Genomic DNA, 24,687 nt, shown 5'->3' on the forward strand with positions numbered 1-24,687 from the left:
ATTTCCTTGCGCCCAAAGCGGGATTGCCCCCGATGGCCGGCATGGGGGCGCTCCCCTAGCGCTGGGACATGCAAATCCGCGCGCTCCTGGCCCTGCCGCTAGCCCTTGTCGCCCTGCCGGCCGCGGCCCAGCAGGACGCGCCGCCGGACATGCAGGAGGCCCAGCCCGACGCGCCGGCCGCGCCGCCGCACAAGGGCTTCTTCGCGCGGCTGAAGGACGAGGAGGACGGCAAGTTCGACTTCTCCGACATTCTCGCCAAGGGCGGCTTCCTGCCGATGCCGATCCTCATCACCGAGCCGGCGGTGGATGGCGGGTTCGGGCTGGCCGCGGCGTTCTTCAAGAAGGATCCCGAGCATCCGCGCCAGATCACCAAGACCGCGGTGGCGGCGTTCAAGACCGGCAACGGCTCCTATGGCTATGGCGCCTTCCGCGCCGGATATCTGTTCGGCGGGCGGCTCGACTACAAGGTCGGCGTGGGGCGGGGGAAGATCACGCTGGCCACCTATCCGGGCTTCGCGCCCGGCGGCGTCGAATACACCAACCATTATGACTATGGCGTGCTCGGCTCGGCTATGTGGCACTTCGAGGATGCGCGCTTCTCGGCCGGGCCGCTGCTCGACTTCCGCAAGCTGCGCTCGCAGCTCGACCTCGGCAACGCGCCGCAGCTTCCCGACAAGTTCGCCGGCGATTTCAGCCGCACGCTGCATACCGGCGCGCTCGGCTTCGGCTTCCACTTCGACGATCGCGACAACCCGATCACGCCGACGCGCGGCACCAACGCCTATATGCAGGCCAAATTCAACCGCGGCGCCTTTGGCAGCGACCGCGATTATACCTTGTACGCGATCGAGAGCTACTCGTTCGACCGGATCGCGCCGCGATGGCGGATCGGCCAGAAGCTCGAGATGAAGGCGATCCGCGGCGACTTCCCCGCCTATTTCGCGCCGTCGATCGATCTGCGCGGGGTGCAGGCGGGGCGCTATCAGGGGATGAACATGGCGAGCTCCGAGCTCGAGCTGAGCTGGCAGGCGAGCCCGCGCTGGTCGCTGCTTGGCTTTGGCGGGGTGGGTGAGACCGATGGCGGCGACCGCCGCGTCTACAAGGACAGCGGCGCGATCTTCGCCGGCGGGGTCGGCTTCCGCTACCGGATCGCGCGCAAGCTCGGCATGGATGCCGGGGTCGACTTCGCCTATGGCCCGGGCGGCTTCGTCTTCTACCTGCAGTTCGGCCATGCCTGGTCGTTCGGCATGGACTGAGCGGGCGGTTCACCCCCGCTCTCGTCGCAGTCGCGACACGGCTCGGCGAGCCTTACGCACTTCTACGGAATGCGCCGGCGCCCCCAGATTCCTAGATTCGCGTGGATCGACGGGGTGAGGTGCATGACCGACAATCGCTATTACGCACAGCGCGCTTCCGAGGCGCGCGATGCCGCGCTGAAGGCCAAGGGCATGGCGAGCTTCCGGGCGCATATGGGCATGGCGCAGGAATATGAGCGCCGCGCCCGCGGCTTCGAAGCCCGCCACGCCGACAAGGTCGTGCTCGACTGAATTCGGCGAAATGCGGGGAAGAGGCGCACCCGGAGGGTGCGGCGTCGAACCTTCCAGGGCCCGCAAGCGCGAACGCGCGCCCGATCGTATGCGAGATTCTTCTGACGAAAATGGCGCACCCGACAGGATTCGAACCTGTGGCCTCTGCCTTCGGAGGGCAGCGCTCTATCCAGCTGAGCTACGGGTGCCTGGAAATGGGCGCCTAGCAAAGCCTTTGCCGCTGCGCCAGTGCCTTCAGTTCGCCTTTGCCCGCTTCGGCGGCGGGGTCTTGGGCTTGTAGGGGCAGAGATCCTCCACCACGCATCGCCAGCATTCGGGGGTGCGCGCCTTGCAGGTGTAGCGGCCGTGCAGGATCAGCCAGTGGTGTGCGTGGAGGCGGAAGGGCTGGGGGACGACCTTCTCCAGCTTCTTCTCGACCGCAAGCACCGTCTTGCCCGGGGCGAGCTTGGTGCGGTTGCCGACGCGGAAGATGTGCGTGTCGACCGCGAAGGTCTCCGCGCCGAACGCGACGTTCATCACCACGTTCGCGGTCTTGCGCCCGACGCCGGGCAGCGCCTCTAGCGCGTCGCGGTCGTTCGGGACCTCGCCGCCATGATCGCGGAGCAGCGCCTCGGACAGCGCGATGACGTTCTTCGCCTTGGTGTTGAACAGCCCGATCGTCTTGATGTGCTGCTTGAGCCCGTCCTCGCCGAGCGCAACCATCTTCGCCGGCGTGTCGACCTCGCGGAACAGCGCGCGCGTCGCCTTGTTCACGCCTGCATCGGTAGCCTGGGCGGAGAGCACCACCGCGACGAGCAGCGTATAGTCGTTGACCGATTCGAGCTCGGTCTCGGGATGGGGATTGTCCGCCGCGAGCCTGGAGAAGAACTCGAAGACGTCGTCCTTCTTCATCAGCCGCCCAGCACCTGGTCCATCGTGTAGCGCCCGGCCGGCTTGCCCGCGAGCCACAGCGCCGCGCGCACCGCACCGCGGGCGAAGATCGCGCGGTCGTCGGCGCGGTGGATGAGCTCGATCCGCTCGCCGGCGGTGGCGAAGACGACGCTGTGGTCGCCGACCACCGAGCCGCCGCGCAGGCTCGCCAGCCCGATCGTGCCGGACATGCGCGCGCCGGTCAGCCCGGCGCGGTCGGTCACTTCGGCCTCGGCGAGCGTCGTGCCCATGCCGGCGGCGGCGGCCTGGCCGAGCATCAGCGCGGTGCCCGAGGGCGCATCGACCTTGTGGCGGTGATGCATCTCGAGGATCTCGATGTCCCAGTCCGGTCCGAGCTGCTGCGCCGCCTCGCGGACCAGCCGCTGGAGCAGCCCGATGCCGAGCGAGGTGTTGCCGGTCTGGAGCACCGCGATCTCGGCGGCGGCCTGGTCGATCAGCGCGTGCTGCTGGGGCGAGAGCCCGGTGGTGCCGACGACGATCGGCTTGCCGGCGGCGCGGGCGGCGGCGAGATGCGCCTCGAGCGCCTGGGGGGCGGAGAAGTCGATCAGCACATCGGCGCCGGCGGCGATGCTGGCGGGATCGTCCTTGGCGTCGGCGCCGCCCGCGACCCGCGCGTTCATCTCGGGCGCCACCGCCGCGATCGCCTGCCCCATGCGGCCGAGGCTGCCGTAAATGCCGATGCTGGTCATGTCCGCTCCTCTGGCACAGGCCGGGGCCCGCGCGACAGGGTTATTTCGCGTCCGTATCCGCCTTGTTGGGCTTCTTGCCCAGCGGAATGGTGGCGGTGACGAACAGAGCGGGCACGCTTACCCCCGGCGCGATGCTGCGCTGGACGCCCTCAACCGTGCCCTTGCCGCCGCCGGGCAGCCGGAAATCGGGGCGCAGCGGCTTCTCCGCCCAGCGCGCCTCGTCGAGCGTCGGCAGGCGCATGCCATTGGGGTTGCCGCACACGGTGATCGTCTCGCCGCCCGGCCGGCACGGGCGCTTGGGCACCATCGCCGCGTCGCCCGCCTCGTCGGGGCTGGGAAAGACCGGCGCGCGGTCCGGCACGGCGACAGCGACGAGGAGGGCGGCGAGCATGGACGGCAGGTAACGCGCGATTTGCGGCGAAGACGTGGCCGGATGCGCGGTGCCAAGCTCGGGCTCATACTTTCTGTTTACCGAGATAATATTATCTTTGGCGAATGAGGACGGAGAGTCGACTTTCCCCAGTCACGGTTCTTCTGGCGGCTAGTCTGGTAGGAGCCGTCGCGGGTGTAGGCTCGCTTGCAGCCTCCGACCAAGGTCGCGCGATGATTGCGGCCAAAGGTAATGACCTGTCGATTTCACTCGGCTGGAAGCGGAAGCGCGAGCCGGTGGCGGGGGATTATTGGCACGGCTGTGACGACGCGCGTGACGCGGGCACGGCTCCGATCTACCGCGGCGAACCGGGATATCGCCCGGAAATGGATGGTGACGAGGACGGCATCGCCTGCGAGCCGATACGATAGCGCGAGTAGCCGATTGGCGGAGCCGCTCGCGTACGCCTATCCTGGACGCATGAGCCACACCCGCAACATCGTCATCCTCACCGGCGCCGGACTTTCGGCGGAGAGCGGCATCGCCACCTTTCGCGGCCCGGGCGGATTGTGGGAGGGGCACCGGGTCGAGGACGTCTGCACGCCCGAGGCGCTCGCCCGCGATCCCGAGCTGGTCCACCGCTTCTATGATGCGCGGCGCGCCAGGCTGGCCGAGGTAGCGCCCAATGCCGCGCATGTCGCGCTGGCGAGGCTCGACGCCGAATGGCCGGGGCAGCTGCTGATCGTCACCCAGAATGTCGACGACCTGCATGAGCGCGCCGGGGCGAACCGCCTGCTCCACATGCATGGCGAGCTCAAGTCGGCGCTGTGCGCGGCGTGCGGCGACAGCGCGGAATGGGAAGACAGCCTGCCGCCCGAGATCGAGTGCCCGAATTGCGGCACCCCGGCGCTCAGGCCCGACATCGTGTTCTTCGGCGAGATGCCGTACCACATGGAAGTGATCGAAACGGCGCTGTCGGACGCCGACCTGTTCGTCTCGATCGGCACCTCGGGCGCGGTCTATCCGGCGGCGGGGTTCGTCCAGACCGCGCGCCATCACGGCGCGCAGACGCTCGAGCTGAACCTCGATCCGAGCGCCGGGAGCAGCTTGTTCGGGGAAAGCCGGCTGGGGCCGGCGGGGACGCTGGTGCCGGAATGGGTGGCGGAGATGCTCGATCGGGGCTAGGCAGGCGGCGTCGAAAAGGACCTGAGCGGCATCGGTAAGCCCGCTCCCTCGCATGAGGCTCCGTGTCGCTCCCAAGCGAACCCGCGACAAGCAACCGGCGCCTGCCGCCGGGGCTTGGCGCATGCTCGTGTCTCGCCCCCGATGGCGGCGCCCCAATTGGGAGCACGCACATGCCGATCATCACCACGAACACCGATATCGTCACCCAGATCAACCTGTCACCGTGCCCGAGGGCGGGCAGGACGCGCTGATCGCCTATCTGCGCGAGGCCGCCGAGGTGGCACGGGAGGTCGAGGGCTGGCTGTCCGCGAGCCTGCATGCCAGCCTCGATGGCACGCGCGTCGTCAACTATGCCCAGAGCGCCGACGCCGATGCGGCGCAGCGCGTGTTCGCGCATCTCAAGGCGAAAGGGATGATCGATGGCAACAAGCGCTACGGCGAAGCGCATCCCGGGCTCTACCGGGTCGCCTTCACCTTGGAGAAATAGAGGGGAGACCTAGCTGGCGTCAGGCCGCCGCGCTCTCGTCCCCGCCGGCATGCTTGTCGACGATCCCGGCGCGCTCGCGGCGGTCGACGCTCAGCTCGAACACGTCGTGGCGCGCCTGGGCGCCGTCGACGTCCATCGTCGCGAGGCCGCGGCCGACTTCGTCGAGGTCGAGCTCCGCGATCAGGATCTCGGGCGCGGTGCCGGCCTGGGCGATGACGACGCCGTCGGGGGCGATGATCGCGCTGTGGCCGTGCTGGATCTGGCCCTCGGGCAGGCGATCGAGCAGCTTGCGCGCCGATCCGTCGCCGCCGGCCTGCTCATAGCCGGCGATCACTTCCTGCTTGTACTGGATCGTGCCCGCCGCGAGCACGAAGGCGCGGCCCTCATAGGCATAGTGCGCAGAGGCGAGCATCGCGATGTCGCCGACCTCGCTCCAGGCGGCGACATGCACCGTCTCGCCCTCGTGATGCATCGCCGCGCGGGCGAGCGGCATCCAATGCTCGGTCGAGGCGAGCTGGCCGAGCTTGCCCCATTTGGCGGCATGCACGCCGAGCGTCGAGCCGTCGCCCTGGCCGAGCATCAGCTTCTCGGCGGGCGAGAGCACCAGCTTGCGGTGGCGCAGCACCGGCGCCTTGGGGCTGAACAGGAACTGGGTGGCGTAGAGGCTGTTGCGGACGCGCTCATAGCCGCCGATCGAAATGGCGACGCCGGCGATGTCCACCGTCCATTGCAGCGGCTGGAAGCGCGGGTCCTCGCCGCGGATCGCCTGGTCGAGGAGCAGGCCGTGCAGCTCGCGCGTGCCGGGATGGTCCCAGAGCCGGGCCGGCGCGATATGCTCGAGCCAGACGGGATAGCCGCCGAGGAAACCCTCGCCGAACGCGATGACGCGCGCGCCCTTCTCGATCGCCTCGCGCGCCCGGGCGATGGCCTTGTCCAGCCCCGCCGCGAGCGCGAGCGGAACCGGTGCGTCCTGAACGATGGCAGTCTTCAGCTTTTGCGTCACTCGACCCAGTCCAACCCGATCTCACGATAAAGCGAACGGTCTTCCTGCCATTCGGGCCTTACCTTCACGTGAAGATAGAGATGGACCTTTACACCCATGAGACGGGAAAGCTCGGCGCGGGCGCGGGCGCCGATCTCCTTGATGCGGCTGCCGCCCTTGCCGAGCACGATCGCGCGCTGGGTCTCGCGCTCGACCAGGATCTGCTGGTGGATCTCGACCGACCCGTCCTCGCGCTCCTTGTACTGCTCGGTCTCGACCGCGCTCGAATAGGGCAGCTCCTTGTGGAGCTGGAGATAGATCTGCTCGCGCGTCACTTCAGCGGAGATCATCCGGTCGGTCGCGTCGGAAACCTGGTCCTCGGGGAAGTGCCAGGGGCTCTCGGGCATCGCGGCGGCGAGGACCGACTTCAGCTCGGGCACGCCGTCGCCGGTCTGCGCCGAGACGAAATAGGTCTCGTCGAAGGGCAGCAGCTCGTTGAGTTTGGCCGCATGGCCGAGCAGCCTGGGCTTGTCGGCGATGTCGACCTTGTTGAGGATCAGGATCTTGCGCTCGCGCCGGCTCTTCAGGCTCTCGATCACGGTCTGCACCTTGGTGCCGATGCCGCCCTTGCCATCGACCACCAGCGCGATCACGTCCGCACCCTCGGCGCCTTCCCAGGCCGCGGCGACCATCGCGCGGTCGAGCCGGCGCTCGGGGGTGAAGATGCCCGGGGTATCGACCAGGATCAGCTGCGCGTCGCCGTCGAGCGCGATGCCCATCACCCGGGCGCGCGTGGTCTGCGCCTTGGGGCTGACGATCGCGACCTTCTGGCCGACCAGCGCATTGACCAGCGTCGACTTGCCCGCGTTCGGGGCACCGACGATCGCGACGACGCCGCAGCGCTGGGGAGTGGGGGTGGTTTGATTCTCTGAAGTCATTCGGCCCCCTACACCGTTCGCCCTGAGCTTGTCGAAGGGCGGTTCTCCACCTGGCGATTGCGTGCGAGTTCGGAAATCCGCGCCCAGTCTCCGGCGATCAGCGCTTCCTTCTTGGCGCGGCTCCAGCCCTTGATCTGTCGCTCGGCGGCAAGCGCCTCGTAGCGGGTAGCGAACGCTTCGCACCAGACCAGTTCGACCGGCCGGCGTGTATGGGTATAGCCAGGCAGTGTCCCGCGCTGGTGTTGGGCGAGCCTGACGTCGAGGTCTTCGGTGTGTCCGATGTAGTAGCTGCCGTCGTTGCAGCGGAGCATATAGGTGTAGAAGCTCACCGGTCCGCGCTTGTGGCCCGGCGCCCTTCGACAAGCTCAGGGCGAACGGAGGGAAGGACCGTCCTCATTTTTTGAGTTTTTCCAGCAGCGCCGCCGCGGCCGCGGTCTCGGCTTCCTGCTTGCTCGTGCCTTCCGCGCTCGCCTCGGCGAAGGTGCCGATCGCCACCTTCACGGTGAAGCGCGGCGCGTGGTTGGGGCCCGAGCGGTCGGTTACTTCATATTCGGGCGGGCGGCGATTGTTCGCGGCGGCCCATTCCTGCAGCGCCGACTTGGGGTGGCGCGGCGCGCTGGCGTGCGCGTCGATATGCCTGGCCCAGGCCTTGCGCACGAAATCGCGCGCGGGGACGAGGCCGAATTCGAGATAGAGCGCGCCGATCAGCGCCTCCATCGCGTCGCCCAGCACATTGTCGCTGTCCGCCGCGCCGTCGCCGCGCGCCTGCTTGCCGAGGCGGAGCAGCGGCGCCACGCCGAGTTCGCGCGCGACATCGGCGCACATCGCGCCGGTCACCAGCGCGTTGAGCCGGCGCGACAGCGCGCCCTCGGGCTCGCCGGGGAAGCGCTCGTACAGCCATTCGGCGATGGCGAGGCCGAGCACGCGGTCGCCGAGGAATTCCAGCCGCTCGTAATTCTCCGCCGCCTGGCTGCCATGCGTCAGCGCGCGGGCATAGGGCGCCAGGTCAGAAGGGCGCTGGCCGAAAGTCTTCGCGATCCAATCCCCCAGGTCGGGAGTGCTCAAAAGCCCTCCCCCATGCGGCTCCAGCGGGCGGCGGTGAACCAGGTCCAGGGCAACAGCCAGGCGGCGCTGCCGTCGGTCGACCAGAAGCTCAGCACGGCCTTGCCCTCGATATTCTCCATCGGGACATAGGAGATGCCCTGGCCCTCGGGCGGCTGCGAGAAGCGGCTGTCGGTCGAGTTGTCGCGATTGTCGCCCATCAGGAACACATGGCCGGCGGGGACGTGATAGACTTCGGTATTGTCCTGCGGCGTCAGCCCCTGGTCGAGCACATTGTAGCTCTTGCCATTGGGCAGCGTCTCGCGGAACTGCGGCATCTTGCACACCGGATTGCCCTTGGCGTCGACCGCCTGGAACAGCGTCGGGCATTCGTGCACGTTCGGCGTGATCGGCAGCTCGAGGTCGCCGATGCGCTGCTTGGGGATCGCCTTGCCGTTGAGCATCAGCTGGCCGTTGACCATCTGGATGCTGTCGCCCGGCAGGCCGATCACGCGCTTGATCCAGTCCTCGCCGTCATGCCCCGGCGCCTTGAACACCACCACGTCGCCGCGCGTCGGGGTGCCCGCGAAGATCCGCCCCGGGATCAGCGGCACGCTCCACGGCAGCGAGTGCCTGGAATAGCCGTAGTTCCACTTGGTGATGAACAGATAGTCGCCCACCAGCAGCCGCGGCATCATCGATTCCGACGGGATCGAGAAGGGCGAGAAGATGAAGCTGCGCACGATGAAGACGATCAGCGCCAGCTTGACGAGGAAGACGCCGAGCTCCTTCCACTCGTTCTTGGGCTTTTCCTCCACGGCAGCGGGAGCCGGGGTGGCGGGCGTGTCGAGGGACTCGGCGGGCGTGTTTTCCATGGGGTGCTGCTCTGCTTGGGGCGGGCGGTGAGGTCAAGCCGATGAATGGAGTGGCGGCGGCGAGTTTGGGACGATAGGGGCCTAGCTGTTCCAAAGGAGATGAACATGGCCTTGCCAGACTGGTCCGCCGTAAAGTCGCTCGAAGCGGTGACGCTGACCGAGCTGTTCGCGCGCGATTCCGATCGGGTCGCCAAGCTCTCGGCCGATGTCGCGGGCATCCACTTCGACTGGTCGAAGACGCACCTCACGCCCGAGCTGATCGCCGCCTTCTCCAAGATCGCCGCGGACATGGGCCTGGTCGCCAAGCGCGACGCGCTGTTCGCCGGCGAGAAGATCAACGTCACCGAGGGCCGCGCGGTCGAGCATACCGCCGAGCGCGGCGAGGGTTCGCCCGAGAGCGTCAGCCGCGCGCAATCCTATCACGCCCGCATGCGCGCGCTGATCGACGCGATCGAGGCGGAGGCGTTCGGCCCGATTCGCAGCATCATCCATATCGGCATCGGCGGCTCGGCGCTGGGCCCGGACCTGCTCGTCGACGCGCTCGGCCGCGACGCCGACCGCTACGAGGTCGCGGTGGTCTCGAACGTCGACGGCGTCGCGCTCGAGACGGCACTCGACCGCTTCGATCCGGCGACGACGCTCATTGCAATCGCCTCCAAGACCTTCACCACCACCGAGACGATGCTCAATGCTGAGAGCGCGATCTCCTGGCTGATGCAGGGCGGCGTCGCCGATCCGTACGGCCAGCTCGTCGCGCTCACCGCGGCGCCCGAAAAGGCGATCGCGTTCGGCATCGACGAGACGCGTGTGCTGCCGTTCAACGAGAGCGTCGGCGGGCGCTATTCGCTGTGGTCGTCGATCGGCTTCCCCGCGGCGCTGGCGCTCGGCTGGGACGCGTTCGAGGAGCTGCTCGAAGGCGCCGCCGAGATGGACCGGCATTTCCGCCTCGCCCCGTTCGAGGCGAACGCACCGGTGCTCGCTGCGTTCGCCGACCTCTACTACACCCAGGTCCGCGGCTGCGAGACGCGCGCGACCTTCGCCTATGACGAGCGGCTCGGCCTGCTGCCCAGCTACCTCCAGCAGCTCGAGATGGAATCGAACGGCAAGCGGGTGACCGCGGAAGGGCAGCCGGTGGCCTACCCGACCGCGCCGATCACCTGGGGCGGCGTCGGCACCGACGCGCAGCACGCGGTGTTCCAGCTGCTCCACCAGGGCACGCGGCTGGTGCCGCTCGAGTTCATCGGGTCGATCGAGCCGGGCGATGGCCTCGCCGAGGAGCATCACCGCCAGCTGCTGCTCAACATGTTCGCCCAGGGCGCCGCGCTGATGGCCGGCCGCAAGAGCGACGACCTGGCGCGCGACTATCCGGGCGACCGCCCCTCGGCGACGCTGCTGCTCGACACCGTCGATCCGCGCACGCTCGGCGCGATCCTGGCGTTCTACGAGCAGCGCACCTTCGTGAACGGCGTGCTGCTGGGTATCAATTCGTTCGACCAGTTCGGCGTAGAGCTCGGCAAGGAAATGGCCAAGGCGGCGGGCGCGGGCGGCGAGACATTCGACGCCTCGACCAACGACCTGATCGCCCGGGCGTTCGGCGCATGAGCGGCGACGACGACTATGTCTATGACGAGGCGAGCGGCGAGTGGATCCCCGCCTCGGAGGCCGCGGCCAAGGCGGACGCGGGCGTCGAGGTACGCGATTCGGTCGGCAACCTCCTCCAGGACGGCGACCAGGTCACGCTGATCAAGGACCTGACCGTGAAGGGCGCGGGGCAGACGCTCAAGCGCGGCACGCTGATCAAGTCGATCCGCCTGACCGGCGACGCGCAGGAGATCGACTGCAAGTATGAGGGCATCAAGGGCCTGGTGCTGCGCGCCGAGTTCGTGCGGAAGCGCTGACTCCATTCCTAGACGTCACCCCGTGAAAGGGGGCCAGTTCCCGGACCATCCTGTCTCAAGGCGGTTGTGCGCCGCCGAGCGCGTTGGAGATGGGTCCCCGCTTTCGAGGGGGATGACGACAGGGCCGGAGTCTTCCCGCATTGGCATCTCGGGCGGCGCCCCCTATCTCCCGGCCTCGAAACGAGCGGAGGATTGCCGGTGGCCGAGTATGACTATGACCTTTTCGTCATCGGTGCAGGCTCGGGCGGCACGCGCGCCTCGCGCGTTGCCGCGGCCTATGGCGCCAAGGTCGCGGTCGCCGAGGAATATCGCATCGGCGGCACCTGCGTCATCCGCGGCTGCGTGCCGAAGAAGCTGCTCGTCTATGGCGCGCATTTCGCCGAGGACCTGAAGGACGCGCGCCGCTTCGGCTGGAACGTGCCTGAATGCGATTTCGACTGGGCGGTGCTGCGCGACAATGTCCTGGCCGATGTCGACCGGCTGAACGGGCTCTACACCCAGACGCTGCACAACAACGGCGTCGAGACGTTCATCGAGCGCGCCACCGTCACCGGCCCGCATGAAGTGACGCTCGCCAGCGGCAAGACGATCAGCGCCAAATATATCCTGATCGCCAGCGGCGCGCACCCGCATGTCCCCGATTTCCCGGGCAGCGAGCTCGGCATCACCTCGAACGAGGTCTTCCATCTCGACACGCTGCCCAAGCGCGTGCTGATCGCGGGCGGCGGCTATATCGCCAACGAGTTCGCCGGCATCTTCAACGAGTTCGGCAGCCACGTCACGATGGTCAACCGCACCGACGTGATCCTGCGCGGCTATGATCACTCGATGCGCGACCGGCTGCTCCAGATCTCGCTGATGAAGGGCATCGATTTCCGCTTCCACGCCGAGTTCAACTCGATCGAGCAGAATGCGGACGGCAGCTTCAAGGTGTCGCTGACCAAGCACGAGCCGTTCGACGTCGATTGCGTGGTCTTCGCCACCGGCCGCGTGCCCAACACCAAGGGGCTGGGGCTCGAGGAAGTCGGCGTCCAGATCGACAGCAAGGGCGCGGTGCAGGTCGATGCCGACAACAAGTCCTCGGTCGATTCGATCTACGCGGTGGGCGACGTCACCAACCGCGTGCAGCTCACCCCCGTCGCGATCCGCGAGGGCCAGGCCTTTGCCGACACGATCTTCGGCGGCAAGCCGCACCAGGTCGATTACAACTGCATCCCGAGCGCGGTGTTCAGCCACCCGCCGCTCGCCGCCGTCGGCATGACCGAGAGCGAGGCGCGCAACAAGCTGGGCTCGGTCGCGGTCTACACCGCTGACTTCCGCGCGATGAAGAACGTGCTGGCCGACCGCAACGAGCGCGCGCTCTACAAGATGGTCTGCGACGGGATGACCGGAAAGGTCGTCGGCCTCCACATGATCGGCCCGGACGCGCCCGAGATCATGCAGGCGGCGGCAGTCGCAGTGAAGGCCGGGCTGACCAAGGACGCCTTCGACCAGACCGTGGCGCTCCACCCGACGATGTCGGAAGAGCTGGTGCTGATGAAATAACCAAATCCTCCCCCAGCTTGTCTGGAGGAGGGGGACCGCCGCCGAAGGCGGTGGTGGAGGGGCGCGGCGGGCTACCGCCGCGTGTCCGCGGCGGCCCCTCCACCCCGACGCTACGCGTCGCGGTCCCCCTCCCCGAGTGAGCTCGGGGGGGAATAGGCTCTGGCAAACCGCACCGCCGCGAACCTTGCCAAACTGGGTCCCAGCGCCAGCACCGCGAGGAAACGCAGCGCCTGCATCGCCATCACGAAGGGCTGGTCGACCGGCACCGAGGTCGCGATGATCGCCACCGAGTCGAGCCCGCCCGGGCTGACCGCGAGATAGGCGCTCACCGGATCGATCCCGGTCAGCTTCGCGAGCAGCAGCGACAGCATCGCGGAAAAGCCGATCAGCGCGCCCGTCGCCAGCAGCACCCGCGGCAGCGCCCTGGCGGCCAGCGCCAGCGTCTCGCGGGTGAAGGCGAGGCCGATCCGCCAGCGGACCAGCGCATAGGCGACCGCCAGCAGCGGTTCGGGCAGGGTCATGCGCAGCACGCCGAGCGCATGGAGCGTGATCCCCGCCGCCATCGGCAGCAGCAGCGCGCCGCCCGGAATGCGCAGCCTGAGGCCGACGAACGCGCCGGCCGCCGCTACCGCCAGCGTCGCGAGCGACGGGACCAGCGGCGCGGGCGCCAGCATCGTCACCAGCCAGTCGCCGCTGCGATGCGCGCCGAGCGCCGCCGCCAGGATCGAGGCGACCGCCGCCACGCACACCACCCGGGTATAGGTCATGAACGCCACCAGCCGCGCATCGGCGCCGAACGCATCGGCCATCACCACCATTGCCGAGGCGGCGCCCGGCATCGATCCCCAGATCGCGGTGCTGCCCGGCAGCACCCGCCAGCGGCTGAGCAGATAGCCGAGCAGGCTGCTCGCGCCCAAGGTCGCGGCGGTCACCCCGACGAAGATCGGCCACTGCGTCACCACCCGCGAGAAGGTGCTGATGTCGAGCGTGCCGGCGATCAGGCAGCCGATCAGCGCCTGGGCGCCGACGAAGCAGGGTCGGGGCAGGCTGAGCCCGGCGCCGCGGGCCGAGAAGAGGATCGCGGCGAGCATCGGCCCGAGCAGCAGCCCGGCGGACAGTCCGGTCGCTTCCATCAGCACGGTGCCCACCGCCGAGGCGGCGAGCAGCGCCAGCCACAGCCCGGCGGTGCGCGCGCTCAACTGTCGTGCGCGAGGATCGTGTCCGCCTCGTCCAGCGGCACCGTGCCGGCGCGGCGCGCGAGCCAGGTCGCCGCGGCGATGTCCCAGGTGACGTTGCCGACGGTGCGCATGATGTCCGGCAGCGTCTCGACCGCGACGAGCAGCCCGAGCGGGCTCACCGGCGCGCCGATCGTCGCCGCCACCGGGGCGATCGCGCTGACATAGCTGACCGTGCCGGGCAGGCTGACCGAGCCGAGCGAGGTCAGCGTCGCCACCACCACGCCCACCGCCAGCGTCGCCGGGCTGAGCGGCACGCCGAACCATTCGGCGACATAGATGGCCACCGCGAAGTTCATCGCCGGGCCGGTCGCGCGGAAGATCGCCACCGCCAGCGGCAGCGTCACGCCCGACACCGCCACCGGCACGCCGAGCTTGCCCGAACCCTCGATCATCACCGGCAAGGTCGCCAGCGAGCTCTGCGTGCTGAGCGCCACCGCCTGGCTGGGCAGCGCGGCGCGGACATATTTGCCCAGCCCCACGCGCCCGCCGAACACCGCGACCGGATAGGCGAAGATCGTCACCGCCAGGCCGACGCCGGCGACGGTGAGGATATAGTGGATCAGCGCGCCGAACGCGCCGGTGCCGGCCTTGGCGCCGACGACGAGCGCGAGCGCGAACACGCCGAGCGGCCCGACCCACAGCACCCAGTCGATCACCACCAGCATCACGTCGCGCAGCGCCTTGAAGAAGTCGGTGAGCAGCCGTTGGGCCTCGCCGCCCACCCGCGTCATCGCGAAGGCGAAGATCAGCGAGAAGATGATCAGCGACAGGAAGGCGTTCTCGGCGGCGGCCTTGACGATGTTCGACGGCACGATCGCGGCGAGGAACTCGCCGATCGGCGGCACCGGGCCGATCTTCTCGGCGCCGGCAAGAGCGGCGCGCAGCGCATCGGCCGATTCGCGCGGCAGCGGCGCGATATGGAGGAAGAGCGGGGTCAGGATCGCCGCGGCGGCGGCGGAGAAGACCAGCACCACCACATAGAGCGCGATGGCGCGCGCGGCCAGGCGGCCGGCCTGCGCGGCCTCGGCGGTCGCGGCGACGCCGGTGATCAGCAGCGCCACGACCAGCGGCACGATCGTCATCTGCAGCCCGTTGAGCCAGGCCTGGCCGACCGGCTGCGCCCAATCGGCCGCGGTCGTCGCGGCGGCCGGGGCGAATGCGGCGAGCACCGCGCCGAGGATCAGCCCGGCAATCAACGACAATAGAATACGGGTTGGTTGCGACATGCTCGCCCTTTGAGAATTTCCGCGCTAATCCAGTGGCGGTTGAGGACCTGCAAGGTCGCGAGAAAACGGCACATGGCAAGAAAATATTTCGGCACGGACGGAATCCGGGGCGCCACCAACCTGTCCCCGATGACAGCGGCGATGGCGATGAAGGTCGGCATGGCGGCCGGCGCGCATTTCCAGCGGGGCGATCATCGCCACCGCGTGGTGATCGGCAAGGACACGCGGCTTTCGGGCTATATGCTTGAGAATGCGCTGGTCGCGGGCTTCACCTCGGTGGGGATGGACGTGGTGCTGGTGGGTCCCATGCCCACGCCGGCGGTGGCGATGCTCACCCATTCGATGCGCGCCGACATGGGCGTGATGATCTCGGCCAGCCACAACCCCTATGCCGATAACGGCATCAAGCTGTTCGGCCCCGACGGCTTCAAGCTCTCCGACGAGGACGAGCTGGCGATCGAGGCGCTGATCGACGGCGAGGTGCCGCTGGCGCCCTCCGCCGAGATCGGCCGGGCGCGCCGCGTCGAGGATGCGCGCGGTCGCTACATCCACTTCGCCAAGTCGACTTTCCCCGAGGACCTGACGCTCGACGGGCTCAAGATCGTGATCGATTGCGCCAATGGCGCCGCCTATCAGGTCGCCCCCTCGGCGCTGTGGGAGCTCGGCGCCGAGGTGATCGCGATCGGCGTCACCCCCAACGGCAAGAACATCAACGACGGCGTCGGCTCCACCGCGCCCGAGACCCTGTGCGAGACGGTGGTCGCCAGCGGCGCACATATCGGCATCGCCCTCGACGGCGATGCGGACCGGCTGATCGTCGTCGACGAGCAGGGCAAGGTGGTCGACGGCGACCAGCTGATGGCGACGATCGCCGGCGGCTGGGCGCGCCAGGGCCGGCTCGCCGGCGGCGGCCTGGTCGCCACCGTCATGTCGAACCTCGGGCTCGAGCGGCATCTCTCGGCGCAGGGCCTCGGGCTGATCCGCACCGCGGTGGGCGATCGCTACGTGCTCGAGAAGATGCGCTCGTCGGGCTATAATGTCGGCGGCGAGCAGTCCGGCCACATCATCCTGTCGGACTATGCCACTACCGGCGACGGGCTGGTCGCCGCGCTCCAGGTGCTCGCCGAGCTGGTCCGCGCCGGCGCGCCGGCCAGCGAAGTGCTCCACCGCTTCGATCCGCTGCCGCAACTGCTCAAGAACGTCCGCTTCAAGGGCGGCAAGCCGCTCGAGGACCCGCGCGTCAAGCAGGTGATCGCCGCGGCCGAGGCCGAGCTCGACGGCAAGGGCCGCCTGGTCATCCGCGCCTCGGGCACCGAGCCGGTGATTCGGGTGATGGCCGAGGGCGACGACCGCGACCAGGTCGAGGCGGTGGTCGACCGGATCTGCGACGTAGTGCGCGAGGCGGCGGCCTGAACGCGCCTCCCGCGCGGGCGGGAGGCGCGCAGCACCGCGTCAGGCCGCGGGCGCCGGGCCGGTACCCCGCCGCAACGTGTTCACGGTGACGTGCGGAAAGGTGATCACGTTCACTTCGCTCGTGCCCGGGAGCGTGACCGGGATCGTCAGCATGATCGTCTGCGAATATTGCAGCTGGTCGAAATTCCCCGAGCCATCGTCCTCGATCCAATAGGTCGCGGCATAATTTGCCACTTCGGCATGCTTCTGTTCGAAGCTGATATTGGCAGTCGTGCCGCCGCCGATATTGGTATCGACGTCGAACTGGAGGAACTGGGTGACGTTGCTCTGGGCGAGCGCGTCGACCAGCGCCTGGTTCGGGTTCAGCGTATAGGCCGGCACCGGGTTCTCGACCGACTGGGTGCCGTAAAAGGCCTGGATCGCCGCCGCGACGGGTGCCGGGATCATATTGCCCGGCACGTCCTGCGGCAGCACCACCGCCGCGGGGATTGTGGGCGCCCCGCTCTGCAGCTTGGGCGTCACGATCTCGAGCGGGGGGCCGTCGGTCTGCAGCAGCGGCTCGGTCACGAACGCCACATTGCCGGCCGCCAGCACCGAATTGCCGTGCGGCACCGAGATCTGCTTGAAGATGTTGTTGGGCTCGGGCGGCGGTGCGCTGCCGAAGCTGGTGGTGCCGATCGCATTGCCATCGTCGTCGCCATAGGGGCCGACCAGTTGCGCCGCCGGGCTCAGGAAGCCCCAGATGCCGTTCTCGAAATGGACGATCGTGTCCTTGGCCGGGCCATCCGCGACATAGACGCGCTGCTCGTAGAGAAGCGCGTTGGAGACCTGGGTGCCGGTGCCGCCACGGTTGGCCGCGGTGCCGTGGATCGGCGAGAAGGTGATCTCCTCGTAATAGGTCAGGTTCTTGAGGATGAAGCCGAGCGGGCCGCTGATGGCGCCCGGATCGTTCTGCGGCAGCGGCATCAGATTGTAGGAATAGGGATTCTCCGGCCCGCCCTTGCCGGGGGTCAGGTCCTTGTTGGTCCAGGTGCCGATCAGATAGGAGAGCGGCCCCACTTCCGCCGGCTGGTCCACCGCCGGCGGATTGGACTGGGCCGGCTCGTTGATCAGCGGCAGGCTGAGGTCGGGCGGTGTGATCGGCGCATCGGCAAGGATCACCTGCCCCTGCTGCCCGCCGCCGACGCGAATGCGGTTCGATGTAGGTGTCGTCGCCATTTCATTTCCCCCAAGTGGAAGTGCAGCAGTCATCACCCCGCATGCCACGCGGCAAAGCCACGCAGCACGTTGGTCCGGCTTACGGAAATGCGACCTGCTTCTCGGATTTTCCCGTAGCGGTTGAACATCGGATGCTGCGATGGACGCAATAAGGATTGCGCCGAAAGAACCGCATCGGCACAGATTCCCGGAGGATATTCTGCTAGGGCGGAGAAGCCATGCTCGAGATGCGCCCCGATTGCGAACGCTGCGGCACCGACCTGGCGCCCGATGAGGGCGGCGCGTTCATCTGCTCGTTCGAATGCACCTACTGCGCCGACTGCGCCGATGCCCTCGACGAACGCTGCCCCAATTGCGGCGGCGAGCTGCTCGATCGCCCGGCACGCGTCGGCAAGGCGCTGGCGAACAACCCGGCGAGCACGGAGCGCCGGTTCAAGGGATGACCGACATGACCGCGCGCATCCTCATCATCGCGGGTTCGGACTCCGGCGGCGGCGCCGGCATCCAGGCGGACATCAAGACCGTCACCATGCTCGGCGGCCATGCGATGACCGCGATCACGGCGATCACTGCGCAGAACACGCTCGGCGTCAGCGGCGTCCACCCGGTGCCGACCGAGATGGTGCTCGCGCAGATCGATGCGTGCGTCACCGATATCGGCGTCGATGCGGTCAAGATCGGCATGATCGGTTCGGCGCGCACGGCGGTCGCGGTGGCGGAGAAGCTGGCCGAGCTGCCCGGCATCCCGGTGGTGTTCGATCCGGTGATGGTCGCCTCGAGCGGCGCGACGCTCGCCGATGACGCGACGATCGGCGCCTTCCGCCAATTGATGGACCGCGCCACCGTGGTCACGCCCAATTTGCCCGAGCTGGCGGCGCTCGGCGGCGATGCGGCGGCCCTGGTCGCGGCGCACCGCTGCGCGGTGCTGGTCAAGGGCGGGCATGCCGAAGGCGCAGTGGTCACCGATCGGCTGTGGTCCGCCGATCCCGAGGATCCGCCCGAGATCGAGTGGAGCAGCCCGCGCATCGACACCGATTCGACGCACGGCACCGGCTGCACGCTCGCCACCGCGATCGCCTGCGGGCTCGCGGTCGAGTGGGATCTGCCCGAGGCGGTGCGCCGCGCCCGCCGCTTCGTCCGGCTGGCGATGCGCGAGGCGCCGGGGCTGGGGCGCGGGCACGGCCCGATGGGGCACCAGGCGGTGCGGCTCGACCTCAACATGAGCTTCTTCGAGCCGATGCTGAACCAGGTGACCGTCCCCGCCACCGACCTTGCCGCGAGCGAGCGCTTCTACCGGCTGCTCGGCATGCGCCAGGTCGTCCGCGCGTCCCCGCGCTATGCCCGGTTCGAGACCGAGGGCGGCGCCACCTTCTCGATCGCCACCGATCCCGGCTACACCGCGCCGGTCGTCTATCTCGAATGCGGCGATCTCGACGTCACCGTCGCCTATCTCCAGCAGCAGGGCGTGCTGTTCGAGCAGGAGCCCAGGGACGAGACCTGGGGCTGGCGCGAGGCGCGGCTGCGCGATCCGGCGGGCAATGCGGTTCGTCTCTATCAGGCTGGCGAGATGCGCCGCTATCCGCCATGGCGGGTCGGTGATGCCTGATCTCAAGTTCGAGCGGAAATACGGGAAGCTGCACGGCGGGCCGGTGGCGGGGGTGGACGAGGCCGGGCGCGGCCCGCTCGCCGGGCCGGTGGTCGCGGCCGCGGTGATACTCGATCCCAAGTGCATCCCCGAGGGCATCGACGATTCCAAGGCGCTCACCGCGCCCAAGCGCGAGCGGCTCTCCGCCGCGATCCTCGGCTGCGCCAAGGTCGGCATCGGCATCGCCTCGGTTGAGGAGATCGACCAGCTCAACATCTTCTGGGCGACGATGCTGGCGATGACGCGCGCGGTCGCCGCGCTCGAGTTCGCCCCCGCCTTCGTGCTGGTCGACGGCAATCGCTGCCCGGACTGGGCGCACCGGAGCCACGCCGTGGTCGGCGGCGACGCGCTCTGCCTGTCGATCGCCGCCGCCTCGATCGTCGCCAAGCATCACCGCGACGCGATGATGATCGCGCTCGATGCGCTCCACCCCGGCTATGGCTGGGCGAGCAACAAGGGCTATGGCGCCAGGATCCACCAGGAGGCGCTGCGCACGCTCGGCCCGACGCCGCACCACCGCAAGAGCTTCGCCCCCGTCGCGCAGGCGCATTTCGATTTCGGCCCGCAGATCGCCGCCGAATGAAGGCTGCCCTCGCGGTGTCGCTCCTCGCGGCGCTTACGGCCTGCACCGATAGCGCGACCGGCGAAGGCGGAGGGTGTGGCGGGCCGCCGACAGGCTGGCACAGCCCGAGCGACGGGATTGGCGACCTCAGACCCTTCGATACCGTGCGCGTGCGTGGAGATGGGGTCATGGCCTGGAACGGCGAGCCAGTTCCCGCCGCGATGCTAGAGGACAATCTGCGTCGTACCGCCACGGAGGCTCCCACCCCGATGGTCCTGTTTTCATTCGAGGCTGGGGCCCAGTGCCCGGCGGTCCGCAGTGCGCGCCGCATTCTGCGCGCCTCCGCGGTGTGCAGGGCTGGATTATGTGGCGAGGGTACCGGCTGGCGCCACTATGCCGGCGGCAAGATCGTCTTCTGACGCCGTCACCCGGCAAAAATTGCCGCCTTCGCCGCCGCGGCGGTCGCGCGCCTCCTAAAATGGTGAACAAAGCCATTTCCGGAGCGCGCCCATGTCCTATCTGCCCAATGCCGACGAGCAGGGGTTCGTCCCCGATGCCGGGCCGGCCGTCGCGGATCCGATGGCGAGCCGCTTCTTCCCGGTGCTCTCCAGCCTGGTCGACCGGCTGGGCGACGGGCTCGATCATCCCGACGTCTGGCCGCTGCTCGCCGATGCGGCCGGCAACGACGATGTCGTCGAGCTGCGCGACCTGATCGAGATCCTCGAGCCCGGCCAGGCCGCGCCGGTCTCCAAGATCCTCAACCTGCTCGGCGGCATGCTCCATGCGCTGTCGGTCAACCGCGAGCGCGGGCTCGCCTTCCTTGCCGCCATGGCGGCGCAGCACGCGCATTGCCCGCAGATCGCCGGCGCGATCTTCTTCGTCGAGCGCCACGGCACCGCGAAGTCGGCCGACCTCTCGAGCCGCTTCTGCGACGCGCCCTTCGTCAAGTTCGAGACGCTGATGGACGGCACCGTCGCGCCGTGCTGCTCGATCTGGACGCAGCAGCGGCTCGGCCAGCTCGACGGCAGCACCGCCGACCAGATCTGGAACAGCGACGCCGCCCAGGCGATGCGCGCCAGCATCCTCGACGGCTCCTATCGCTTCTGCAACAAGCAGCGCTGCACCTTCATCAACGAGGATGCGCTGCCGCTGCGCGACGACGTCACCGATCCGGCGATGCGCGCGGTGATCGATGGCGGCATCACCGAGATGGCGCAGGGCCCGCGCTGGCTGTTCCTCGCGCACGACGTGACCTGCAACCTCGCCTGTCCGTCGTGCCGCGACGGCATCCTGGCGGCGGACGAGGCGCAGGAGCTGCGCTTCGACAAGATCGAGCAGCAGGTGTTCCGCCCGATGCTCGAGGGAGAGGGCAAGGGCGTGCTGATCTCGCTCTCGGGCCAAGGCGATCCCTGGTCGAGCCCGCATTACCGCTCGATCCTGCGCTACATGGCCGATCACGAACTCGACGTGGAGCTCGAGCTGCACACCAACGCGCTGCTGATGGGCGAGGGGCGCTGGGCGCAATATGCCGGGCTCGATCGCTACCGCGCGATGGTCAACGTCTCGATCGATGCCTGCACGCCCTGGGTCTATGAGCATGTCCGCCGCCCGGGAAAATGGGACAAGCTCCACGCCAACCTGCAGTTCATCGCCGCCAAGCGCGCGCGCGGCGAGTTCCGCGAGTTCCATCTCAACGCCACCGTCCAGCTCGACAATTTCCACGAGATGCCGGCGCTGATGCGCCTGGCGCAGGACCTCGGCGCCGACACGATGCGGCTCTACATGATCCAGAACACCGGCGGGCATCTCGCGCCGCAATTCGCGCGCTGCAATGTCGGCGATCCGGCGCATCCGCTGCACCAGGCCTTTCTCGAGACGCTGCGTGACCCGATCCTCGGCAGCGGAATCGCGCATCTCTACGACGTCGCGAGCTGGCGCACCCGCGCGCTCGAGGCCGAGCTGCCGTCCGATTCGCTCCGCGCCGATTTCTCCCGCGAGGCGCTCGGCGACGCGATTCGCGCGGCGGGCAGCGACGCCCAGCGCCGCGCCGCGCTGTGCGTCGCCGGCCGAATCAGGTTTCCCGAGGATCACAGCCTGCTCCAGATGGAGGCGCAGGCGCTCTACGAGCTCGGCTTCAACCGCCAGGCGCGCTACCGGCTGAACGAAAGCGTTGCGCTGGGCGGGGAGGCGATCGCGCTCGGCTGAGCCGGGCGACTATGAGTCTTTTTCGCCACACCCCATATCTTGTGCCTGTGGATAAGTCTCCGACTCAGCATGTGGATAAGTTTCCGACCCGTTCCACAAGTTAACGGAATCGCAGGCTTTTTCGTTAACCAATCTCTGCTTGACGGAAGGTCGTTCCACGACAGAAACCGCCTCTCCAACAAGGGGAAAGAGGTTAATGGGGGTTCTCGAGAAGGGCAGGCTGAAGCCGGCAACGGTACGCAGCTGGGTAGACGTGCTGCCGTACGATACGATCCTGCAGCAGGATTGCATCGAGGCGATGCGCGCGCTGCCGGCCAAGTCGATCGACTGCATCTTCGCCGATCCACCTTACAATCTCCAGCTCGGCGGCGACCTCAATCGTCCGGACGGCAGCGCCGTCGACGCGGTCACCGATGACTGGGACAAGTTCGACAGCCTGGCCGCCTATGACGCGTTCACGCGCGAATGGCTGGCCGAGGCGCGCCGCATCCTCAAGGACGACGGCACGATCTGGGTGATCGGCAGCTATCACAACATCTTCAAGGTCGGCTCGGCGATCCAGGACCTCGGCTTCTGGATCCTCAACGACATCATCTGGCGCAAGGCCAACCCGATGCCCAATTTCAAGGGCACGCGCTTCACCAACGCGCATGAGACGCTGATCTGGGCGAGCACCGGCGAGAAGGCGAAATACACCTTCAACTATCGCTCGATGAAGACGCTCAACGACGAGATCCAGATGCGCTCGGATTGGGAATTCCCGATCTGCGGCGGCCAGGAGCGGCTCAAGAAGGGCGGCACCAAGGTCCACCCGACGCAGAAGCCAGAGGCGCTGCTCTACCGTATCATGCTCGCCTGCACCAAGCCGGGCGACGTCGTGCTCGACCCGTTCTTCGGCACCGGCACCACCGGCGCGGTCGCCAAGCGGCTCGGCCGGCGCTGGATCGGCATCGAGCGCGAGAGCGCCTATGTCGAGGCGGCGCAGGAGCGCATCGAGGCGGCGCTGCCGCTCGACGAATCGGCGCTGAAGACGATGCAGGCGCCCAAGAGCCAGCCGCGCGTCGCCTTCGGCCAGCTGGTCGAGAATGGTTATCTCAAGCCCGGTACCGTGCTGACCGACGGCAAGCGCCGCTGGAAGGCGACGGTCGGCGCCGACGGCTCGCTGAGCTGCGAGGGCCAGGCCGGCTCGATCCACAAGCTCGGCGCGACGCTGCAGAACGCGCCGTCGTGCAATGGCTGGACCTTCTGGAACTACGAAGCCGCCGACGGCCTCAAGCCGATCGACGCGCTGCGGCAGAATTACCTGCTGGCGACGCAGCCGTAATGGAACCTGAGCCCTCCCCCTCGGGGGGAGGGGTTTGGGGTGGGGCAGTGTCTCACCGAGACCTTCGCCCGCGGACAGCCCCCACCCCAACCCCTCCCCTGAAGGGGAGGGGTTATGCACTTTCCGCTTCCAATGTAGGATTTCGTCTGAGACGGTTTCCCGCATGGCCAGCCGCTCTCTCCGTACCCCGTCGCCGCGCACCCGCCTTGCCGCGGCAGGAAGTCTCGTGCGCGTGAATGTCGCGGCTTTTGTGACTTTCCGCGCCATATGACCCTCGATCTTCCCCGCACCGCGCGGCTCTATCTCCGCCCCGTCCAGCTCGCCGATTCGCCGGTGAACCGCGACGGCGAACTCGTCCGCCTTGCCGGCGGGCTCAGCTGGTGCTCGGCGTTCGAGCTGATCGCCCGCGACGGCGGCAAGCGCGTCTTCCTGCGCACCATTCCCGTCGCCGACCTACCCGACGATCCGCGCATCGCCGCGCTGCTCCAGCGCATCACCGGCCCCCGTGCGCCGCTCCGCCTCGGCGCGCGGGTGGTGCGGCTCGACCAGCCCCAGGTGATGGCGATCCTCAACCGCACGCCGGACAGCTTCTCCGATGCCGGCACGCATATGGACGATGTCGATGCGGCGGCGAGCGCGGGCGTCGACATGGCGGTGGCGGGCGCGGCGATCCTCGATATCGGCGGCGAGTCGACGCGGCCGGGCGCGGCCGAGGTCTGGGAAGGCGAGGAGATCGAGCGCACCGTGCCCGTGATCCGCAAGCTCGCGGCCGGGGGTGCGGCGATCTCGATCGACACGCGCCGCGCTTCGGTGATGAGCGCCGCGCTCGCCGCGGGCGCGCACATCGTCAACGATGTCGCGGCGCTGCTCTACGATCCGCGCGCGCTCGAAGTGGTGGTGCAGGCGGGCTGCCCGGTGGTGCTGATGCATTCGCCCGAGCCGCAAAAGGGCCCGCATGGCGGCGAGGGTTACGCCGACGTGCTGCTCGACGTCTATGACTGGCTCGAGGCGCGCGTCGACGCGGTCGCCGCCGCGGGGGTCGATCGCGGCAAGATCCTGGTCGATCCGGGCATCGGCTTCGGCAAGACGCTGCAGGACAATCTCGCGCTGATCAACGGGCTCGCGCTGTTCCACGGGATCGGCTGCGGGTTGCTGCTCGGCGCCAGCCGCAAGCGGATGATCGGCGCGCTCTCCAACGAGGCGCCGGCAGACCAGCGGCTCGGCGGCAGCCTCGCGCTTGCGCTCAAGGGCGCCGATGCCGGGGCCCAGCTGATCCGGGTGCACGACGTCGCCGAGACGGTGCAGGCGCTTCGCGTGTGGCGCGGCCTGCGCGATGCGGCGCTCATCGCAGGCTAAGGAACCGCCCTGC

Annotated in this window: 27 protein-coding genes and 1 tRNA gene; 16 read left to right on the plus strand and 12 right to left on the minus strand. The window is 68.5% G+C overall.

The window, feature by feature from the left end; genetic code table 11:
• Positions 1-68 precede the first annotated feature (68 nt).
• Together ABLE38_RS10290 and ABLE38_RS10295 are read left to right on the plus strand one after the other, a co-directional pair.
• Complete coding sequence (locus ABLE38_RS10290) at positions 69-1,256, plus strand: hypothetical protein (RefSeq protein ID WP_348974053.1); 1,188 nt, start codon at positions 69-71, stop codon at positions 1,254-1,256.
• A 123-nt stretch (positions 1,257-1,379) separates the two neighbouring features.
• Positions 1,380-1,547: a hypothetical protein gene (locus tag ABLE38_RS10295; RefSeq protein WP_348974054.1), complete on the plus strand. Its 168-nt coding sequence runs from the start codon at positions 1,380-1,382 to the stop codon at positions 1,545-1,547.
• A gap of 111 nt (positions 1,548-1,658) precedes the next feature.
• Here ABLE38_RS10295 and ABLE38_RS10300 read toward each other — a convergent pair.
• The 4 genes from ABLE38_RS10300 to ABLE38_RS10315 form a co-directional block, all read right to left on the minus strand.
• A tRNA-Arg gene (locus ABLE38_RS10300) sits at positions 1,659-1,735 on the minus strand.
• Positions 1,736-1,781: 46 nt separating this feature from the next.
• On the minus strand, positions 1,782-2,438 hold the full coding sequence (gene nth / locus ABLE38_RS10305) for an endonuclease III (protein ID WP_348974055.1): 657 nt from the start codon (positions 2,436-2,438) through the stop codon (positions 1,782-1,784).
• On the minus strand, positions 2,438-3,166 hold the full coding sequence (dapB, locus tag ABLE38_RS10310) for a 4-hydroxy-tetrahydrodipicolinate reductase (protein WP_348974056.1): 729 nt from the start codon (positions 3,164-3,166) through the stop codon (positions 2,438-2,440). The genes nth and dapB overlap by 1 nt, the downstream gene beginning before the upstream one ends.
• Before the next feature lie 40 nt (positions 3,167-3,206).
• On the minus strand, positions 3,207-3,557 hold the full coding sequence (locus ABLE38_RS10315) for a hypothetical protein (RefSeq protein ID WP_348974057.1): 351 nt from the start codon (positions 3,555-3,557) through the stop codon (positions 3,207-3,209).
• Positions 3,558-3,769: 212 nt separating this feature from the next.
• Here ABLE38_RS10315 and ABLE38_RS10320 point away from each other — a divergent pair, with 212 nt between their 5' ends.
• The 3 genes from ABLE38_RS10320 to ABLE38_RS10330 all read left to right on the plus strand — a co-directional run bounded on the left by ABLE38_RS10320 (position 3,770) and on the right by ABLE38_RS10330 (position 5,208).
• Complete coding sequence (locus ABLE38_RS10320) at positions 3,770-3,967, plus strand: excalibur calcium-binding domain-containing protein (protein ID WP_348974058.1); 198 nt, start codon at positions 3,770-3,772, stop codon at positions 3,965-3,967.
• Positions 3,968-4,016: 49 nt separating this feature from the next.
• A complete protein-coding gene (locus ABLE38_RS10325; RefSeq protein WP_348974059.1) occupies positions 4,017-4,721 on the plus strand; it encodes an NAD-dependent deacylase in 705 nt (234 codons plus the stop codon).
• A gap of 223 nt (positions 4,722-4,944) precedes the next feature.
• Positions 4,945-5,208, plus strand: a complete 264-nt coding sequence (locus ABLE38_RS10330; RefSeq protein ID WP_348974060.1) for an antibiotic biosynthesis monooxygenase — start codon at positions 4,945-4,947, stop codon at positions 5,206-5,208.
• Positions 5,209-5,227: 19 nt separating this feature from the next.
• Here the strand turns inward: ABLE38_RS10330 and ABLE38_RS10335 are convergent, their stop codons facing one another.
• The 5 genes from ABLE38_RS10335 to lepB all read right to left on the minus strand — a co-directional run bounded on the left by ABLE38_RS10335 (position 5,228) and on the right by lepB (position 9,044).
• Positions 5,228-6,211, minus strand: a complete 984-nt coding sequence (locus ABLE38_RS10335) for a nitrilase-related carbon-nitrogen hydrolase (protein WP_348974061.1) — start codon at positions 6,209-6,211, stop codon at positions 5,228-5,230.
• Positions 6,208-7,128 carry a GTPase Era gene (gene era / locus ABLE38_RS10340; RefSeq protein ID WP_348974062.1) on the minus strand — a complete coding sequence of 307 codons (921 nt, stop codon included), beginning with the start codon at positions 7,126-7,128 and terminating at the stop codon, positions 6,208-6,210. Before era ends, ABLE38_RS10335 begins: the two co-directional genes overlap by 4 nt.
• Before the next feature lie 8 nt (positions 7,129-7,136).
• On the minus strand, positions 7,137-7,457 hold the full coding sequence (locus tag ABLE38_RS10345) for a GIY-YIG nuclease family protein (RefSeq protein WP_348974063.1): 321 nt from the start codon (positions 7,455-7,457) through the stop codon (positions 7,137-7,139).
• 64 nt (positions 7,458-7,521) lie between these two features.
• Complete coding sequence (rnc, locus tag ABLE38_RS10350; protein ID WP_348974064.1) at positions 7,522-8,193, minus strand: ribonuclease III; 672 nt, start codon at positions 8,191-8,193, stop codon at positions 7,522-7,524.
• Positions 8,190-9,044, minus strand: coding sequence for a signal peptidase I (gene lepB, locus ABLE38_RS10355; RefSeq protein WP_348974065.1), 855 nt, complete (start codon positions 9,042-9,044; stop codon positions 8,190-8,192). Before lepB ends, rnc begins: the two co-directional genes overlap by 4 nt.
• 105 nt (positions 9,045-9,149) lie before the next feature.
• On the opposite strand from lepB, the gene pgi reads away from it, so the two are divergent.
• From pgi to gorA, 3 genes are all read left to right on the plus strand, one after another.
• Complete coding sequence (gene pgi / locus ABLE38_RS10360) at positions 9,150-10,646, plus strand: glucose-6-phosphate isomerase (protein ID WP_348974066.1); 1,497 nt, start codon at positions 9,150-9,152, stop codon at positions 10,644-10,646.
• Positions 10,643-10,942 carry an alkylphosphonate utilization protein gene (locus tag ABLE38_RS10365; protein WP_348974067.1) on the plus strand — a complete coding sequence of 100 codons (300 nt, stop codon included), beginning with the start codon at positions 10,643-10,645 and terminating at the stop codon, positions 10,940-10,942. The genes pgi and ABLE38_RS10365 overlap by 4 nt, the downstream gene beginning before the upstream one ends.
• A 198-nt stretch (positions 10,943-11,140) precedes the next feature.
• A complete protein-coding gene (gene gorA, locus ABLE38_RS10370; protein WP_348974068.1) occupies positions 11,141-12,487 on the plus strand; it encodes a glutathione-disulfide reductase in 1,347 nt (448 codons plus the stop codon).
• A gap of 110 nt (positions 12,488-12,597) precedes the next feature.
• Here the strand turns inward: gorA and ABLE38_RS10375 are convergent, their stop codons facing one another.
• Positions 12,598-13,686 (minus strand): AbrB family transcriptional regulator, encoded by a 1,089-nt coding sequence (locus ABLE38_RS10375; protein WP_348974069.1) that lies wholly within the window; start codon positions 13,684-13,686, stop codon positions 12,598-12,600.
• Positions 13,683-14,951, minus strand: coding sequence for a dicarboxylate/amino acid:cation symporter (locus ABLE38_RS10380; RefSeq protein ID WP_348974070.1), 1,269 nt, complete (start codon positions 14,949-14,951; stop codon positions 13,683-13,685). The genes ABLE38_RS10375 and ABLE38_RS10380 overlap by 4 nt, the downstream gene beginning before the upstream one ends.
• Before the next feature lie 72 nt (positions 14,952-15,023).
• Between ABLE38_RS10380 and glmM the strand changes: the two genes are divergently transcribed.
• Complete coding sequence (gene glmM / locus ABLE38_RS10385; protein ID WP_348974071.1) at positions 15,024-16,364, plus strand: phosphoglucosamine mutase; 1,341 nt, start codon at positions 15,024-15,026, stop codon at positions 16,362-16,364.
• 39 nt (positions 16,365-16,403) lie between these two features.
• Here the strand turns inward: glmM and ABLE38_RS10390 are convergent, their stop codons facing one another.
• Positions 16,404-17,582, minus strand: coding sequence for a heme-binding protein (locus ABLE38_RS10390; RefSeq protein ID WP_348974072.1), 1,179 nt, complete (start codon positions 17,580-17,582; stop codon positions 16,404-16,406).
• A 218-nt stretch (positions 17,583-17,800) separates the two neighbouring features.
• Between ABLE38_RS10390 and ABLE38_RS10395 the strand changes: the two genes are divergently transcribed.
• From ABLE38_RS10395 to folP, 7 genes are all read left to right on the plus strand, one after another.
• Positions 17,801-18,025: a DUF1272 domain-containing protein gene (locus ABLE38_RS10395; RefSeq protein ID WP_348974073.1), complete on the plus strand. Its 225-nt coding sequence runs from the start codon at positions 17,801-17,803 to the stop codon at positions 18,023-18,025.
• Between the two features lie 5 nt (positions 18,026-18,030).
• Complete coding sequence (gene thiD / locus ABLE38_RS10400) at positions 18,031-19,188, plus strand: bifunctional hydroxymethylpyrimidine kinase/phosphomethylpyrimidine kinase (RefSeq protein ID WP_348974487.1); 1,158 nt, start codon at positions 18,031-18,033, stop codon at positions 19,186-19,188.
• The gene (locus ABLE38_RS10405) at positions 19,181-19,810 is read left to right on the plus strand and encodes a ribonuclease HII (RefSeq protein ID WP_348974074.1); all 630 of its coding nucleotides are present in this window, start codon (positions 19,181-19,183) and stop codon (positions 19,808-19,810) included. Before thiD ends, ABLE38_RS10405 begins: the two co-directional genes overlap by 8 nt.
• A complete protein-coding gene (locus ABLE38_RS10410) occupies positions 19,807-20,208 on the plus strand; it encodes a hypothetical protein (RefSeq protein ID WP_348974075.1) in 402 nt (133 codons plus the stop codon). Before ABLE38_RS10405 ends, ABLE38_RS10410 begins: the two co-directional genes overlap by 4 nt.
• Before the next feature lie 91 nt (positions 20,209-20,299).
• Positions 20,300-21,994 carry an SPASM domain-containing protein gene (locus ABLE38_RS10415; protein ID WP_348974076.1) on the plus strand — a complete coding sequence of 565 codons (1,695 nt, stop codon included), beginning with the start codon at positions 20,300-20,302 and terminating at the stop codon, positions 21,992-21,994.
• Positions 21,995-22,190: 196 nt separating this feature from the next.
• Positions 22,191-23,318: a site-specific DNA-methyltransferase gene (locus ABLE38_RS10420; RefSeq protein ID WP_348974077.1), complete on the plus strand. Its 1,128-nt coding sequence runs from the start codon at positions 22,191-22,193 to the stop codon at positions 23,316-23,318.
• Between the two features lie 267 nt (positions 23,319-23,585).
• Positions 23,586-24,674: a dihydropteroate synthase gene (gene folP, locus ABLE38_RS10425; RefSeq protein WP_348974078.1), complete on the plus strand. Its 1,089-nt coding sequence runs from the start codon at positions 23,586-23,588 to the stop codon at positions 24,672-24,674.
• The last annotated feature ends 13 nt before the right edge of the window (positions 24,675-24,687 follow it).

It is taken from the genome of Sphingomonas sp. KR3-1, assembly GCF_040049295.1.
In the GTDB taxonomy this organism is placed as follows: domain Bacteria; phylum Pseudomonadota; class Alphaproteobacteria; order Sphingomonadales; family Sphingomonadaceae; genus Sphingomonas.